Source organism: Pseudomonas sp. NMI542_15 (genome assembly GCF_021283425.1).
Taxonomy (GTDB): Bacteria; Pseudomonadota; Gammaproteobacteria; order Pseudomonadales; family Pseudomonadaceae; genus Aquipseudomonas; species Aquipseudomonas fortuita.
Genome location: NZ_JAJSRO010000008.1, coordinates 147,908 through 164,684, shown reverse-complemented (window position 1 = coordinate 164,684; position 16,777 = coordinate 147,908). Strand labels below are relative to the sequence as shown.

Genomic DNA, 16,777 nt, shown 5'->3' with positions numbered 1-16,777 from the left:
GCGAGGGTCAGAAGATGCACAGGCATGGCGCACACTTAATGGACGCCACGTCGGCGCGCTTCGCCCTCTGGGCGCCGGATGCGCGCAGCGTGAGCGTGGAACTGGAGCAGCAGCCGCCCGTGGCGCTGCTGGCCGATGACGATGGCTGGTTCACCGGCGTTGCCCCGTGCAAGGCTGGCGACCTTTATCATTACCGTATCGACGGCGAACTCCAGGTGGCTGACCCGGCTTCGCGTTATCAGCCCCAAGGCGTACAAGGCCCAAGCCAGGTGGTGGATGTGGCCGGTTACCCCTGGCAACACCCGTGGCAAGGCCGGCCGTGGCACGAAGCGGTGATTCAGGAACTGCATGTCGGTTTGCTCGACGGCTACGCCGGGGTTGCCCGGCACCTGCAGCGCCTGGCCGAGGTGGGCATCAGTGCTGTCGAGCTGATGCCGCTGGGGCAGTTCCCAGGCGAGCGCAACTGGGGCTACGACGGCGTGCTGCCCTACGCGCCTCAAAATACCTACGGCAGCCCCGAGCAGTTATGCGCACTGGTCGATCAGGCCCACGGCGAAGGGCTGATGGTGCTGGTGGATGTGGTGTACAACCACTTTGGCCCCGATGGCAATTACCTGCACCAGTACGCCAGCGCGTTCTTCCGCGAAGACCGGCAGACACCCTGGGGCGCGGCCATCGACTTCCGCCGCCCGCAGGTGCGCGAGTACTTCATCCAGAACGCGCTCATGTGGCTGTGCGACTACCGCTGCGACGGCCTGCGCCTGGATGCCGTGCATGCCATCGACCAGCCCGATTTCCTGATTGAGCTGGCCCAGCGTGTACGCGCCGCCGTAGAACCGGGGCGGCACGTGTGGCTGGTGCTGGAAAACGAGCACAACCAGGCCGCCCTGCTGGAACAGGGTTTCGATGCGCAATGGAACGACGACGGCCACAATGCCCTGCATGTGCTGCTGACCGGCGAAACCGAAGGCTACTACGCCGACTACAAGCAACGCCCCATCGACCAGCTGGCGCGCTGCCTGGCCGAGGGCTTCGTGTTCCAGGGCCAGGCAAACCGCCATGGCACGCCACGCGGCGAACCCAGCGGGCACCTGCCGCCCAGCGCTTTTGTGTTGTTCTTGCAGAACCATGACCAGGTCGGCAACCGCGCCTTGGGCGAACGCCTGACCCGCCTGTGCCCGCCACCGGCCCTGCGAGCAGCCACTGGCCTGTTGCTGCTGGCGCCAATGATCCCGCTGCTGTTCATGGGCGACGACGAGGGCAGTTGCCGGCCGTTCCTGTTCTTTACCGACTTCCATGACGCGTTGGCAGACGCTGTGCGCGAAGGCCGCCGTGGCGAGTTCGCCCATTTCACCGCGTTCGCCGACCCCGAGCAGCGAGAGCACATTCCCGACCCCAACGCCGAACAGACCTTCGAGTCTTCCCGCCCGCAAAACAAGGAAGTGGTCGCCGGCTGGCACGGCCTTTATCAGCAACTGCTGGCCCTGCGCCGCCGCCACGTCATCCCGCACCTGCCCGGTAGCCGCTCACTGGGGGCCGAGGTGCATGGCGACAAAGCGCTGACCGCACGCTGGCGGCTGGGCGATGGCAATACCCTGCGCATCGACCTGAACCTGGCGGCAACTGCGCAGGCCGTCGAACTGCCCGCTGCCGCCACCCGGCTGTTCGACACCAGCGACACCCAACACCCTGATAGCCAACTGGCCCCGTACAGTTGCGTGGTCAGCCTGCTTCCCCCTGACCAGGAGCGCCCATGAGCGAAACCGCCCTGCACCGCTTGGCAAACCGCGTCGGGTTAAGCCGCGACTGGATCGACGCCAACGCCCGGCCCCAGCGCGTCAGCGACGAGGTGCTGTGCAAGCTACTCGCAGGCCTTGGCCACCCGGCCAGCGATGACACGGCCATTGCCGCCAGCCTGCGCGCGGTAGAAGCCGCCGAAGACAGCGAACATTTGCCGCCCTTGCTGACCGCCGACCAAGGCCAGCCATTGGCGCTGTCACGCTATTTCAGCGCTGCCAGCGTCGCCCGCTGCACCTTGGAAGACCAAACCTCGGTTACCCTCAGCCTGGACGAGCAGGCACGCCTGCCAGGTGACCTGCCCATTGGCTACCACCAGGTGGAAATAGACAGCCGCCGCTTCACCGTGGCCGTGGCCCCGCCGCGCTGCTACAGCCTTGCAGACAACGTGCAGCCCCCCCCACGCTGCTGGGGCCTGGCAGTGCAGCTGTACAGCCTGCGCAGGCCCGGCGATGGCGGTTACGGCGACTGCCTGGCGCTGGAGCAGCTGGCCCGCCTGGCCGCCGAGCGCGGTGCCGATGCCTTGGCCATCAGCCCCATTCATGCACTGTCGGCCATCGACCAAGAGCACTACAGCCCCTACTCACCCTCCAGCCGCCTGCTGCTCAACACCCTGTATGCCAGCCCCGCAGCCCTGCTGGGTGAGCGGGAGGTGCGCATGGCCATTGAAGCCTGCGGACTGGAGCAACAACTGGAAGAGCTGGAGCAACGCCCACTGGTTGATTGGCCACGCGCCGCCAGTGCCCGCCTGCGCTTGCTTGAAGCGCTGTACCACGGGTTCAGCCATGGCGACCATCCGCTGCGCAGGGATTTCGATAGCTTCCGCGAGGCCGGTGGCCAGGCCCTGGAGCACCACTGCCGCTTCGAGGTGTTGCAGGCACAGGCTGTAGAGCACGGCCTGGGCGCCGACTGGCGCAACTGGCCAAAGGCCTGGCACGACCCCTATCACCCGGAAGTGGCGGCCTTCGCCAATGCTTACCCGGCCAAGGTCGAGTTCCATGCCTTTTGCCAATGGCTGACCGAACGCGGCCTGCAACGTGCTCAGGAGGCAGCCCGCGGCAACGGTATGGCTGTGGGCTTGATCGCCGACCTGGCGGTGGGTGCCGACGGTGCCGGCAGCCAGGCATGGAGCCGCCAGGATGAATTGCTGGCCGGCCTGACCGTGGGTGCGCCGCCCGACATCCTCAACCGCGCCGGCCAGGATTGGGGCATCTGCGCCTTCTCGCCCGAGGGCCTCAAGCGTAATGGCTACCGCGCCTTTATCGAGATGCTGCGGGCGAACCTGGCACATGCCGGCGGCCTGCGCATCGATCATGTGATGGGCCTGCGCCGGCTGTGGCTGATCCCGCAGGGGGCCAAGCCCAGCGAAGGCGCCTACCTCAATTACCCGCTGGACGACCTGTTGCGCCTGCTGGCGCTGGAGTCGGTGCGCCACCAGGCAGTCATCCTTGGCGAAGACCTGGGCACCGTGCCCGACGGCCTGCGCGAAACACTTGCCGAGAAAGCAGTGTTGGGCATGCGCGTGCTGCCCTTCGAACAGACCCAGCCAGGCCAGTTCAAGCCCATTCTGGACTGGCCAGACAGCGCCCTTGCCACAACCGGCACCCACGACCTGGCCCCGCTGGCCGGCTGGCTGGAAAACCGCGACATCGACTGGAGCCACCGCTTGCAACTGATCGACGCTGCCACCGAACTGCATTGGCGCCAAGACCGCCAGAAAGAACACGACGGCCTGCGCCGCACCCTGGAGGCCAACTACGGCGAACTGAAGGACAACGACGCCGTGATCGACGCGGCCATCCGCTTCGTTGGCCACACCCGTGCGCCCCTGGTGCTGGTACCGCTCGAAGACCTGTTGGGCTGCGAAGAGCAGCCGAACCTGCCAGGCACTACAGCCGGGCACCCTAACTGGAGGCGGCGCTTCACCCAACCGGTGGCAGAACTGCTCGATGACGAAGATGCCGCACGGCGCCTGGAGCTGCTGGCCCAGGCCCGCGAACAGGCCTGGGAGCGTGACCGATGAAGCCGCTGACTGCGACCCTGCGCCTACAGTTTCACAGTGATTTCACCCTCGATCACGCCGTGCCGCTGGTGCCGTACTTCGCCCAGCTGGGTATCAGCCACCTGTATGCCTCGCCCATCCTCAAGGCCCGCGCCGGCTCCCGCCACGGCTACGATGTGGTCGACCCGACCTGCGTCAACCCCGAACTGGGCGGCGAAGCGGCGCTGGAGCGGCTAGTGGCGGCCCTGCGCCAGCATGGCATGGGGCTGATTCTCGACACCGTATCCAACCACATGGCCGTGGGCGGTGCCGATAACCCCTGGTGGCAAAGCCTGCTGGCCTGGGGCCGGCGTAGCCCGTATGCCGAGTTCTTCGATATCCAGTGGCACTCCAGCGACCCGCTACTGGCCGGGCAACTGTTGTTGCCGTTCCTTGGCAGTGACTATGGCGTGGCACTCAAGAACGGCGAAATCCCACTGCAGTTCGACCAGCAGCAGGGGCTGCTGCACGTGGTCCATTACGAGCATAGTTTCCCGATCTGCCCAGTCGATTACGGCTGGATTCTCGCACTCAGCCCGGAGCCTGCGCTCAAGGCCCTGGCCGAACATTTCACTGCGTTGAACGAGTCACCCACACCACTGGCCGCAGCGCTCCCGCTACAAACCGAACTGGCACGCCTGGTGCGTGAAGGGGCTGACCTTGAATCGGCCCTGGTGGCCTTCGACAGCCGCAGCGAGGCCGGCTTCAAACGCTTGCACCTGCTGCTGGAGCGCCAGACCTACCGCCTTGCCAGCTGGCGCACCGCCGCCGATGACATCAACTGGCGGCGATTCTTCGACATCAACGAGCTGGGCGGCCTGCGCGTGGAGCGCGCGGTGGTGTTCGAGGCCACCCACGCCAAGCTGTTCGAGCTGATCGAGCGCGGCCTGGTGGATGGCCTGCGCATCGACCATATCGACGGCCTGGCCGACCCGCGCGGCTATTGCCGCAAGCTGCGCCGTCGGGTCGATAGCCTGTTGGCGCAAAGGCCTTTGCAGGCTGCGTTGGAGCACTTCCCGATCTACGTGGAAAAAATCCTCGGTGCAGGCGAGCACCTGCACCGCGACTGGCTCACCGACGGCACCACTGGCTACGAATTCATGAACCAGGTCTCGCTGCTGCAGCACGACCCGGCCGGCGAAACGCCACTCACCGAGCTATGGGCGAACGTCACCGAACGGCCCGACTTCCCTGAAGAAGTGCGTCAGGCGCGTTACCTTGTGCTCAATGCCAGCCTCGCCGGTGACTGCGAATCGGTCGCCCAGGCGCTGCTGCAGGTCGCGCGCAACGACCTGATGACCCGCGACCTGACCTTGGGCGGCATTCGCCGGGCCTTGCAGGCAGTGGTAGCGCATTACCCCGTGTACCGTACCTACTTCAACGCCTGCGGGCGCCCCGCTGAAGACGAAGGGTTTTTCCAGCAGGCGCTGGCCAACGCCCGGCACGACCTCGGCGAAGCCGACTGGCCGCTACTGGACCACCTTGAACAATGGCTGGGGGGCCAAGCCTGGAAGCGGCTGCCACCGGGCCGCGCCCGCAAGCAACTGCGCCACGCCTGCGTGCGCTTCCAGCAGCTGACCGCGCCGAGCGCGGCCAAAGCCGTGGAAGACACTGCCTTCTACCGCAGCGCCCGGCTGCTGTCGCGCAACGACGTAGGCTTCGAGGCCGAGCACTTCAGCGCCCCGCCCATGCACTTCCATAACGAAGCCCAGCGGCGCCTGCGCGACTTCCCCGACAACCTGCTGGCCACCGCCACCCATGATCACAAGCGCGGCGAAGACACTCGCGCACGCTTGGCCGTGCTTAGCGAACGCGCCCCGTGGCTGGCCAGCCGAGTGGAACATTGGCGTGAACTGGCAGAACCGCTGCGCGCGCAGCTGAACGATGGCTTGGCACCCAGCCCCGGCGACGAGCTGATGCTGCTGCAAACCCTGCTCGGCAGTTGGCCGCTGGAGCTCGACCTGCACGACGAAACCGCCCTGCACCAATACGCCGAGCGTATCCGTCAGTGGCAGCAGAAGGCACTGCGCGAAGCCAAGTTACGCAGCAGCTGGAGCGCGCCGAACGAGGCTTACGAAAGTGCCTGTGCCCGCTACATCGATAGCCTGCTGCTAGGCAGCGAACACCAGCAACTGCGCAAATCCGTGGCCGATGCCGCGCAACTGCTGGCTTGCCCCGGCGCCCTCAATGGCTTGGTCCAAGCCCTGCTGCGCATGACTACCCCCGGTGTGCCCGACCTGTACCAGGGTAACGAATACTGGGACTTCAGCCTGGTCGACCCCGACAACCGCCGCCCCGTGGACTACGCTTCGAGGCGTCGCACCCTGGACGACGCCACGCCGCTAGCCGAGCTGCTGGCGCACTGGCGCGACGGCCGCATCAAGCAGGCCTTGATCGCACGGGTGCTGGACTGCCGCCAGGCCCACGCCGAACTGTTTCGCCGTGGCGCCTACCTGCCACTGACCGTACAGGGCAGGCATGCGGACAAGGTGATTGCCTTTGCGCGCGTGGGTGAAGGTGAACACGCCGTCGTCGTCGCCCCGCGCCTGGCCAGCGGCTTGCTCGGTGGCGCTGCTACACCGTTGATCCCGGCACAGAACTGGGACGACACCCGGGTGGTACTGCCGTTTGCCTTGTCGCCTGCCAACTCGACGGGACTTTTCCGTGGCGCGGCGGTCAGCTCTTCCAAGGAGTTGATGTTGAGCACCGTGCTCGCGGAGTTCCCGGTCAACGTGTTGATACAACAATCTTGAGCATCAGGAGCGTCATGATGAGTGTCGATGAAAAACGTATTCGCGAATTTGCCTATCAGATCTGGGAGTCTGAAGGTAAGCCTGTAGGGGAGGAAGAACGGCACTGGGATATGGCCCGCAAGCTGGCCGAGGCCGAGGCGTTGGCCCCCAAGGCGCAACCGCGCAAGCGCGCGCCGGCCAAGCCCAAGGCAGCCACTGAGCCGAAGGCCCCTGCCGAGCCCAAGGCGGCTGCGCTGCCAGGCGTCAAACCCGCTGCGGCGAAAAAGCCTCGGGCGGTGAAAAAGCCTACTGCCGGTTAAGCCTGTCCCGGCCTCTTCGCGGGTAAACCCGCTCCCACAGGTTCTGCACTGCGTTGAGCACCTGTAATGAACCTGTGGGAGAGGGTTTACCCGCGAAGAGGCCAATGCAGGACAGCACAATTCCCCTTCTATCACGGCCATTTGAGGATCGTCATGAGCCCCCGCACCCCTAAGAAAACCCGCTCGGTCGCACCATCGCGTATCCGCGAAGGCATGCCCTTCCCCCTCGGCGCCACCTGGGATGGCCTTGGGGTCAACTTCGCGCTCTTCTCGGCCAACGCAACCAAAGTCGAGCTGTGCCTGTTCGACTCCACCGGCGAGCAGGAGCTCGAGCGCATTGAGCTGCCCGAATACACCGATGAGATCTACCACGGCTACCTGCCCGACGCTCATCCTGGCCTGGTTTATGGCTACCGTGTATACGGTCCCTACGAGCCGGAAAACGGCCACCGTTTCAACCCCAACAAATTGCTGATCGACCCCTATGCCAAGCAACTGGTCGGCAGCCTGGAGTGGTCCGAGGCACTGTTCGGCTACACCATTGGCCACCCCGACGGCGACTTGTCGTTCGATGAGCGCGACAGTGCGCCCTTCGTGCCCAAGTGCAAGGTGATCGACCCGGCGTTCACCTGGGGCCGTGACCAGCGCGTGTCTGTTCCTTGGGAACGTACGATCATCTATGAAGCGCACACGCGCGGCATCAGCATGCGCCACCCGGCAGTACCGGAAGAACTGCGGGGCACCTTTGCCGGCCTTGCCAACGACGAGCTGCTCAAGCACATCAAAGACCTGGGCGTCTCCAGCATCGAGCTGTTACCCATTCACGCCTTCGTCAACGACCAGCACCTGCTGGACAAGGGGCTGAACAACTACTGGGGCTACAACAGCATCGCTTTTTTTGCGCCGCACCCGCGCTACCTGGCCAGCGGCAAGATTGCCGAGTTCAAGGAAATGGTCGCGCACCTGCACGACGCCGGGCTGGAGGTGATCCTCGACGTGGTCTACAACCACACCGCCGAAGGCAACGAACGCGGCCCGACCCTGTCCATGCGCGGCATCGACAACGCCTCGTACTACCGCCTGATGCCGGATGACAAACGCTACTACATCAACGATTCCGGCACCGGCAACACCCTGGACCTGAGCCACCCCTGCGTACTGCAGCTGGTCACCGACTCGCTGCGCTACTGGGCCGGCGAGATGCACGTGGACGGCTTCCGCTTCGACCTGGCGACTATCCTTGGCCGCTACCACGATGGCTACAGCGAGCGCCACGGCTTCCTCGTCGCCTGCCGCCAGGACCCGATGCTCAGCCAGGTCAAGCTGATTGCCGAACCCTGGGACTGCGGCCCCGGTGGCTATCAAGTGGGCAACTTCGCGCCGGGCTGGGCGGAATGGAACGACCGCTTCCGCGATACCGCCCGCGCCTTCTGGAAAGGTGACGAGGGCCAGCTGGCCGACTTCGCCGCACGCTTGACCGCCTCGGGCGACATGTTCAACAACCGCGGGCGCAGGCCGTATTCCTCGGTCAACTTCATCACCGCCCATGATGGTTTCACCCTGCGCGACCTCGTGTCGTACAACCACAAGCACAACGAAGACAACGACGAGAACAACCAGGACGGTACTGACAACAACCTGTCATGGAACTGCGGTGCCGAGGGGCCAACCGACGATCCGGACATCAATGCGCTGCGCATGCGCCAGATGCGCAACTACTTCGCCACCCTGCTGTTGGCCCAAGGCACGCCGATGATCGTCGCCGGCGACGAGTTCAGCCGCACCCAGCATGGCAACAACAACGCCTACTGCCAGGACAGCGAAATCGGTTGGGTGAACTGGGACCTGGACCAGGAGGGCAAAGAGCTGCTGGCCTTCGTCAAACGCTTGACCCGCCTGCGCCTGGCCTACCCGGTGCTGCGCCGCTCACGCTTCCTGGTGGGTGATTACAATGAAGCAATCGGGGTCAAGGACGTGACCTGGCTGGCACCGGATGGCAACGAAATGAGCGTGGCGCAGTGGGAAGACCCGCACGGGCGCTGCCTGGGCATGCTGATCGACGGCCGCGCGCAGGTCAGCGGCATCGCCCGGCCAGGGTCCGAGGCCACAGTGCTATTGATCGTCAATGCCCACCATGACGTTGTGCCATTCAAGTTGCCAGCGGTACCCGAAGGCGATTACTGGAGCTGCCTGATCGATACCGACCGGCCGGAGTTGCGCAAGGGCCAACATCTGCAGTTCGACAGCACGTTCGAGGTCAAAGGGCGGTCGATGCTGCTGATGGTGTTGCAGCACGAGGAGGAGTGAACCCGGGGTGGTCCTACCGCCAGCAAGCCACCTCCCACACGTTCTGCACCGCCTGAAGGCCTGCACCAACCTGTGGGAGCTGGCTTGCCGGCGATAGAGCCGGTAGATGCAACACACAGGCACCTGCGATCGAGGAGGAATTGTGAACCCCGAAGCCGGCAGCACAGGTTTTGCCAGCGTCAACCAGGCCCCGGCCGTGAAGCGGCTGCGGGTACTGACGGTGAAAACCCACAAGGGCTTCACCGCCTTCAACCGGCGCTTCATTTTGCCGAAACTGCGCGAGGCGGTACGCAGCACCCAGGGCGACATCGTCTTCCTCCAGGAAGTAGTTGGTAGCCACGACCGCCACGCCGCGCGCTATCCCGGCTGGCCGCAGACCTCGCAGTACGAATTCCTTGCCGCCAACACGTGGAGCGACTTTGACTACGGCCGCAACGCGGTGTATCCCGACGGCCACCACGGCAATGCGCTGCTCACCTGCCATTGGCGGTGCAGGTCAGGCTCTAGCAATCATTCGTCATAGCCACGCAGGGGGAAATAACGAACCCCGCTATGCCCTGGTGATTATCTCGGGAAATCAGGTGCTTAAGGTGAGTTACACAACCTGAACAGATCTTTCACGCTTTCTTGACGCAAGCGGCGTCCTCTCCTTAGCTGAACATTATCTAGCAGTAAAGATCTCGCGCCGGGCCTCTAGCTCGCGCCTTCGTGCGCGCTTCAGAAGGCTGGCGTGCTGGTTTGGGTCGCCCACTGTTTTTGCCGTACAGCTCGTGACAACAGGCCAGGTCCTTGGGCTGTAAAACCACAAAAACAAAGGAGATCCGCCATGAAAAGCACCTCGAACCCCGTGCGTTTCGACAGCATTTTCTACGCGGTTTCCACGTCGCTGCTTCTGGCAACCCCGGTGGAAACTTTCGCGTACGAACTGCAGGGTGACCCCACCTCGCCCGGTTTTCTGCAACAGCCAGCGATGCCGCAGCTGTCGCTAGACCCGGCCAGCGCCAGTGGTTTGAGTATCGGTACCCTGAATGCGTTTTCGCAAACGATGAGCGCGCGGCACGGGCAGGCGGCGCCGGACATGATCGCCAGCCAGTGGGCGCAGTTTTTCCCGACCAACGCCCGCATGGGTACACAACCCCCAGACCAGCTGGAGGCACCCAGCCAGCAACTGGTGATCGGCCCGGACCTGTTCGTGCGTGAAACTGCAGCGGGCAATGTGCACCGTGCAGGGGTTTTCGTAGGGCACAACAACCTGCAGAGCAGCTTCAACGGCATACGCCCACTGCTGGGCGACAAGCAGCGCAATGCGGTGAACCTGAGCGGGGAAAGCCTGGGCGTGTACTGGAGCATGACCCATGAACAGGGCTGGCACCTGGATGCCGTGGCCATGGGTTCGCGGATCGATGTGCTGGGCCGGGGCGAAAACGGCCAACGCCTTGACGAAAGCGGCCATGCGATGACCTTTTCGGTGGAAGGCGGCTACCCGATCCGCCTGAGTGGCAACTGGGTAATCGAACCCCAGGCACAGTTGATCAACCAGCAGTTCTTCCCCGGCAACCAGGTGCAGGAAGAAACCCTGCAAGCCTTCGACAGCCAGCCGAGCTGGAGCGGCCGGGTGGGTGCAAAATTGTCCGGGCGCTACGAAGTGCGCGGCATGCCCATCGAACCCTATGTGCGGACGAACGTGTGGTACGACTTCAGCAATGCCGATGAAGTGAAGCTGGACCAGGTCGACAAGATCTCCAGCTCGCGCTACTCGACCACGGTAGAGCTGGGCTTGGGGCTGGTGGCGCGTGTCACGCCTTCTGTGGCCCTGTTTGTCAGCGCCGATTACAGCAGTGATGTGGATGACAATGACCTGAACGGGCTGATTGGCAGCCTTGGGGTGCGGATGCGCTGGTAGCCAGGCCCGGCCCTTTCGCGGGCACGCCCGCTCCCACAGCGACAGCACAGGAACGAACATTGTGCAATCCCTGTGGGAGCGGGCATGCCCGCGAAGAGGCCAGTGCAGGCAAAACGTCAGGCCGGTTTCATTATCAACACGCCAAGCGGCGGCAAATTAAGGGCCAGCGACAATGGCTGCCCATGGCTGGCCACTGCCTCACTGGTTACAGCGCCCAAGTTGCCCACGTTGGACCCTGCATACAGCTCGGCATCGCTGTTCAGCAGCTCCTGCCAGCGCTCGCCAAACGGCACGCCAATGCGGTAGCCCTCACGCGGCACCGGGGTGAAGTTGGCCACCACCAGCACCGGCTCGCCACTGCTGCTCCAGCGCAACCAGGCGTACACGCTGTTTTGCGCGTCGTCACCGATCAGCCACTGGAAGCCCTGCGGCTGGCAATCCTGCTCATGCAGCGCCGGCACCTCACGGTACAGGCGATTGAGGTCGCCCACCAGGCGTTGCACACCTTGGTGCTCGGGGTACTGCAACAGGTACCAGTCCAGTTCGCTGTCATGGTCCCACTCACGCCACTGGCCGAACTCGCAACCCATGAACAGCAACTTCTTGCCAGGGTGCGCCCACATGAAGGTGAGGTAGGCACGCAAGTTGGCAAATTTCTGCCAGCGGTCGCCGGGCATCTTGTCGATCAGCGAGTGCTTGCCATGCACCACTTCGTCATGGGAGATGGGCAGGATGAAATGCTCGGAATAGGCATAGATCAGCCCGAAACTCATCTCGTTGTGGTGGTGGGCGCGATGCACCGGGTCGTTCTGGATGTAATGCAGGGTGTCGTGCATCCAGCCCATGTTCCACTTGTAGGCAAAGCCCAGGCCGCCCTGCTGGGTCGGCTGACTGACGCCGGGCCAGGCGGTGGATTCTTCGGCAATGATCAGTGCACCAGGGGCCTCGACGGCAGCCACGCCGTTGAGGTGGCGAATGAAGTCGATAGCCTCCAGGTTCTCGCGCCCGCCGTAGCGGTTAGGCACCCATTCGCCAGCCTTGCGCGAGTAGTCGCGGTACAGCATCGAGGCCACCGCATCGACCCGCAGGCCGTCAATGTGGAAGTGCTTCAACCAGTGCAGCGCCGAGGCCATCATGAAGCCGCGCACTTCGTTGCGGCCCAGGTTGTAGATCAGCGTGTTCCAGTCCTGGTGGTAGCCCTCCAGGGGGTTGTCGTATTCGTACAGCGCGGTGCCGTCGAAGCGGGCCAGGCCGTGTTCGTCGGTGGGGAAATGCGCCGGCACCCAGTCCAGGAGCACGCCTATGCCGCCTTGGTGGCAGGCATCGATGAACGCGGCAAAGTCCTCGGCACTGCCGTAGCGCGAGGTGGGCGCGAACATCGACAGTGGCTGATAGCCCCACGAGCCGCCAAACGGGTGCTCCATGATCGGTAGCAACTCGATATGAGTAAAGCCCAGCTCCTGCACGTAGGGCACCAGCCGCTCGGCCAGCTCGCGCCAGTTGTAGTAGCGCCCGACTTCGCCTGCCTCGTCCAGCTCGCAGCGCCATGACCCCGGGTGCAGTTCGTAAATCGACAGGGGGGCATTGTAACCATGGCGCTGGGCGCGTTGTGCCATCCAGTCGTGGTCCTGCCACGCATGGCTGAGCTCACCGGCCACCTTGGACGCGGTGCTGGGCGGCAATTCGGTAGCGCGGGCCAGCGGGTCTGCTTTGAGTGGCAGTATCCCGTCCTTGCCCAGCACCTCGAACTTGTAGGTTTCGCCCACGCCCAGGCGCGGCACGAACAGCTCCCACACCCCCGCGCCGTGGCGCAGGCGCATGGGGTGGCGGCGGCCGTCCCAGTTGTTGAAATCACCCACCACCGATACCCGCCGGGCATTCGGCGCCCACACCGAGAAACACACGCCATCGATGCCATCGACCTGGATCGGCTGGGCACCAAAGCGCCCGGACAAGTCGCGGTGGTTGCCCTCGGCGAACAGGTGCAAGTCCATGTCGCCCAATTGCGGGCCAAAGCTGTAAGGGTCTTCGGTGATTTGCTCGCCGCCGGCCCAGCCGATGTGCAGCAGATAGGCCTGCGCATCATCCAGGTGCGCCGTGAACAATCCCGGAACTGCACCTTGCACCATTTCAGCCAGCACGCGCCCATCATCGCGCGCCAGCACCCGTGCATTCAGGGCATTGGGCAGGAAGGCGCGGATAAACACACCGCCCTTGCCATCGCCATGGGGGCCGAGTACTGCAAAAGGATCGGCGTGTTCGGCGCGGGCCAGGGCATCCAGGTCCCGTTGCCGAAGGCCGCCGTTTTCACGCGTGGTTGCATTCATCTATGACTCTCCCCAGGTACTGATCAGTCCATGCAGGCCATGCAAAGGCACGGCCAGCCAGGTCGGACGGTTTTCGGCTTCATATGTGATCTCGTAGGCGGCCTTTTCCAGGCAGAACAATTCCAGTGCCGCGCGCTCGCCGTCGGCCATTTTCCAGGCATGGGGCATGGCGGCGGTGGCCAGGCCGTAGGCTTCGACGAAGGCGTGGCGCGACTGGTGCAGGTACTGCCGGGCGACCCGCTGACGCGCCTGCTGCGCTGGGCCGGAAAGGTCGACCGCAGACGCGCTGCGCAGGATCATCGCAGCAGCATAGTCGAAGGAACGCAACACGCCGCTGACATCCTTGTACGGGCTGTGTTTTGCCCGGCGCTCTTGCAGTGGACGTGACGGTTCACCCTCGAAATCGATCAGGTAGGCGTCACCCTGCACCACCAGAACCTGGCCCAGGTGCAGGTCGCCGTGCACCCGCATCAGCAGGCCGCCCTCAGCCTGGTCCGCCAGGCTAGCGATGTGCTGGGCCAGGCCATCGCGCTGTTGCTGCAGGTCGTCGATCAGGGCCTGGCTGTCGCTGTCGAGAGCGTCACGGTGCTGGGCCAACAGGTCGAGGGCGTGGGTCAGTTCGGCGCTGATCTGCGCACCCCAGCGCTGGCTGTCGTCAGCATCGCTGGGGCGTGGGCGGAAGGCCTCATCATCGGTCGGCGCGGCCAGCAACAGGTGCATCTCGCCCAGGCGTTGGCCGAACAAGGCGGCAAAGCCGGTGAGTTCCTCCAACGCATCGGTGTGTACCTCGGCATCGCCGCCAGCCGGCGCCATCTGGTCGCGGATGGCCCGCTCCAGGGTGTTCTGGGTCCAGGCCCATGCATCGCCCTGGTTGCTCAGGTAGCCCTGGGCGATCATCAGCAGGTGGGGGGCATTCTGCTCGTCCACCCGGCTGACCCAGGCAAGCAATGGCGAGATATTGGCAAAGCCGGCGGCGGTCAGGTAGGCACTCATTTCCAGTTCTGGGTGAATGCCCGGGTTGACCCGGCGGATCAGCTTGAGCACCACGCTGTCACCGATCACCACCGAGCTGTTGGACTGCTCGGCGCTGAGGTAGCGCACTGCACTTTCATCGTTCAACCCAAGGGCCGCCAGCAGGTCGGTGCACTCGAAACGCAGTTCGCCCGCGCCGCTGCCACAGGGCAGGCGCAGGCCATTCTGGCAGGCGTGCAGCACCGCGCGGATAAACGGTTCGAGCACGAAGGCATCGGTAATCAGGCCAACCTGATGGGCACGGCGCACCCGCGACAAGGCCAGCTGCTGCGGCAGCGCTGTGTTGATCTGGTCTTCGGGCAGCAGGCCAAACGGCAGCTGGTAGTGGTTGGCCGTCCCCCCGCCAAGCACTTCGATTTCGCTGAGCAGTACGGGCGTGGTGGCGGTAGCGAAGCGCACGCCGTAGCACAGGCGCACCTGGTCGATGGGCCCTTCCTTGCCGGCGAACCAGCGCCGCTTGGGCAGGTATTGCGGCAGGATGGTGGTTTGCAGGGTTTCGCGGGCGGGTGCTTCCAGCAGTTCTTCCATGCGCTTGCGCAATACCAGTGTAGTCAATTCGGGTAACCCCTCGGTGGCCTGGATGTGCCAACTGGGCATGCGGTCGTGGGAGGCCAGCAGGAACCAGTAAAAGGCATAGGGTGGCAGCGTCAACAGGAACGGCAGTTGCCCAATGGGCGGGAAGGCGCTGCCGCCGAGCATCTCCACCGGTACTTTGTCGGCGTATTGTGACAATTCCAGTTCGGCAGCCTGGGCGGCGCGGGACACGTTGGCCACGCACAGGATGACCTCGGTGTTGCCATCGGCATCGGTGTACTCGCGGATGTACGCAAGAATGCGCCGGTTGCTGGGGGTAAGGGTTCGCAGGCTGCCGCGGCCAAAGGCCTTCTGCTGCTTGCGCACGGCCAGCATGCGCCGGGTCCAGTTCAGCAGCGAGTGCGGGTCATGGCTCTGGGCCTCGACGTTTACCGTCTGGTAGCCGTACAGCGGGTCCATGATCGGTGGCAGCACCAGGCGCTGCGGGTCGGCGCGGGAGAAACCACCGTTGCGGTCGGGCGACCACTGCATGGGCGTACGCACGCCGTCGCGGTCACCGAGGTAGATGTTGTCGCCCATGCCCAGCTCGTCACCGTAGTACAGGGTTGGCGTGCCCGGCATCGACAGCAACAGGCTGGTGAGCAGCTCTATACGCCGACGGTCACGCTGCAGCAGCGGCGCCAGGCGCCGCCGAATGCCCAGGTTGATGCGCGCGCGGCGGTCTTCGGCGTAGTAGTTCCACAGGTAGTCGCGCTCGCGGTCGGTGACCATTTCCAGGGTCAACTCATCGTGGTTGCGCAGAAAAATTGCCCATTGGCAGTTGGCCGGGATCTCCGGCGTCTGGCGCAGGATGTCGGTGATCGGGAAACGGTCTTCCATGGCCAGGGCCATGTACATGCGCGGCATCAGCGGAAAATGGAAGGCCATGTGGCACTCGTCACCATCACCTTCGCCAAAGTAAGGCCGGGTATCTTCCGGCCACTGGTTGGCCTCGGCAAGCAACATGCGGTCGGGGTAATTGGCGTCGATTTCAGCGCGGATTGCCTTGAGCACAGCGTGGGTTTCGGCGAGGTTCTCGTTGTTGGTGCCGTCGCGTTCGATCAGGTAAGGGATGGCATCCAGGCGCAAGCCATCGACACCCAGGTCCAGCCAGAAGCGCATCACCCCGATCACCGCCTTGAGCACCAGCGGGTTGTCGAAGTTGAGGTCTGGCTGGTGCGAGTAGAAGCGGTGCCAGAAATACTGGCCGGCGACCGGATCCCAGGTCCAGTTGGACTTTTCGGTATCGAGGAAGATGATCCGCGTGCCGTCGTATTTCTGGTCGTCGTCCGACCACACGTAGAAGTCGCGCGTCTTGCTACCGCGCTTGGCGTGGCGGGCACGCTGGAACCAGGGGTGCTGATCGCTGGTGTGGTTGATCACCAGTTCGGTAATTACCCGCAAGCCGCGCTTGTGTGCCTCGCTGATAAAGCGCCGGGCATCGGCCATGCTGCCGTAGTCGGGGTGCACGGCCTTGTATTCGGCGATGTCATAGCCGTCGTCGCGCCGCGGCGAAGGGTAGAACGGCAGCAGCCACAGGGTATTGACGCCCAGCTCGGCGATGTAGTCCAGCTTGCTGATCAGGCCTGCAAAATCGCCGATGCCGTCGTTGTTCGAGTCGAAGAACGACTTGATGTGCAACTGGTAGATGACGGCGTCCTTGTACCACAGCGGGTCATCGATGAAGGCTGCCGGGCGTGAACGCTTGGCCATGGGTGACTCCTTTCATTTTCCGGGTTGCTCTG

At 64.2% G+C, this 16,777-nt stretch carries 8 protein-coding genes and 1 pseudogene; 7 read left to right on the top strand and 2 right to left on the bottom strand.

Annotation, left to right across the window (positions count from 1 at the left end; all coding sequences use genetic code 11):
- The first annotated feature begins 14 nt into the window (after positions 1–14).
- The 7 genes and pseudogenes from treZ to LU684_RS14220 all read left to right on the top strand — a co-directional run bounded on the left by treZ (position 15) and on the right by LU684_RS14220 (position 11,100).
- Positions 15–1,757 carry a malto-oligosyltrehalose trehalohydrolase gene (gene treZ / locus LU684_RS14250; RefSeq protein ID WP_016488157.1) on the top strand — a complete coding sequence of 581 codons (1,743 nt, stop codon included), beginning with the start codon at positions 15–17 and terminating at the stop codon, positions 1,755–1,757.
- On the top strand, positions 1,754–3,820 hold the full coding sequence (gene malQ, locus LU684_RS14245) for a 4-alpha-glucanotransferase (RefSeq protein ID WP_070086565.1): 2,067 nt from the start codon (positions 1,754–1,756) through the stop codon (positions 3,818–3,820). Before treZ ends, malQ begins: the two co-directional genes overlap by 4 nt.
- Complete coding sequence (locus LU684_RS14240) at positions 3,817–6,591, top strand: malto-oligosyltrehalose synthase (protein WP_070086564.1); 2,775 nt, start codon at positions 3,817–3,819, stop codon at positions 6,589–6,591. Before malQ ends, LU684_RS14240 begins: the two co-directional genes overlap by 4 nt.
- Before the next feature lie 14 nt (positions 6,592–6,605).
- Complete coding sequence (locus LU684_RS14235; protein ID WP_016488160.1) at positions 6,606–6,890, top strand: DUF2934 domain-containing protein; 285 nt, start codon at positions 6,606–6,608, stop codon at positions 6,888–6,890.
- Between the two features lie 153 nt (positions 6,891–7,043).
- Entirely contained in the window at positions 7,044–9,197 is a 2,154-nt protein-coding gene (gene glgX, locus LU684_RS14230) for a glycogen debranching protein GlgX (RefSeq protein WP_016488161.1), read from the top strand.
- Between the two features lie 142 nt (positions 9,198–9,339).
- Positions 9,340–9,675: pseudogene (locus tag LU684_RS14225) on the top strand (endonuclease/exonuclease/phosphatase family protein); the annotation flags it as partial.
- Positions 9,676–10,023: 348 nt separating this feature from the next.
- On the top strand, positions 10,024–11,100 hold the full coding sequence (locus LU684_RS14220; RefSeq protein WP_016488163.1) for an autotransporter domain-containing protein: 1,077 nt from the start codon (positions 10,024–10,026) through the stop codon (positions 11,098–11,100).
- Between the two features lie 116 nt (positions 11,101–11,216).
- On the opposite strand, the gene glgB is transcribed toward LU684_RS14220, so the two are convergent.
- Positions 11,217–13,427, bottom strand: a complete 2,211-nt coding sequence (glgB, locus tag LU684_RS14215) for a 1,4-alpha-glucan branching protein GlgB (RefSeq protein ID WP_016488164.1) — start codon at positions 13,425–13,427, stop codon at positions 11,217–11,219.
- Positions 13,428–16,745, bottom strand: a complete 3,318-nt coding sequence (gene treS, locus LU684_RS14210) for a maltose alpha-D-glucosyltransferase (RefSeq protein ID WP_016488165.1) — start codon at positions 16,743–16,745, stop codon at positions 13,428–13,430.
- Positions 16,746–16,777 lie beyond the last annotated feature (32 nt).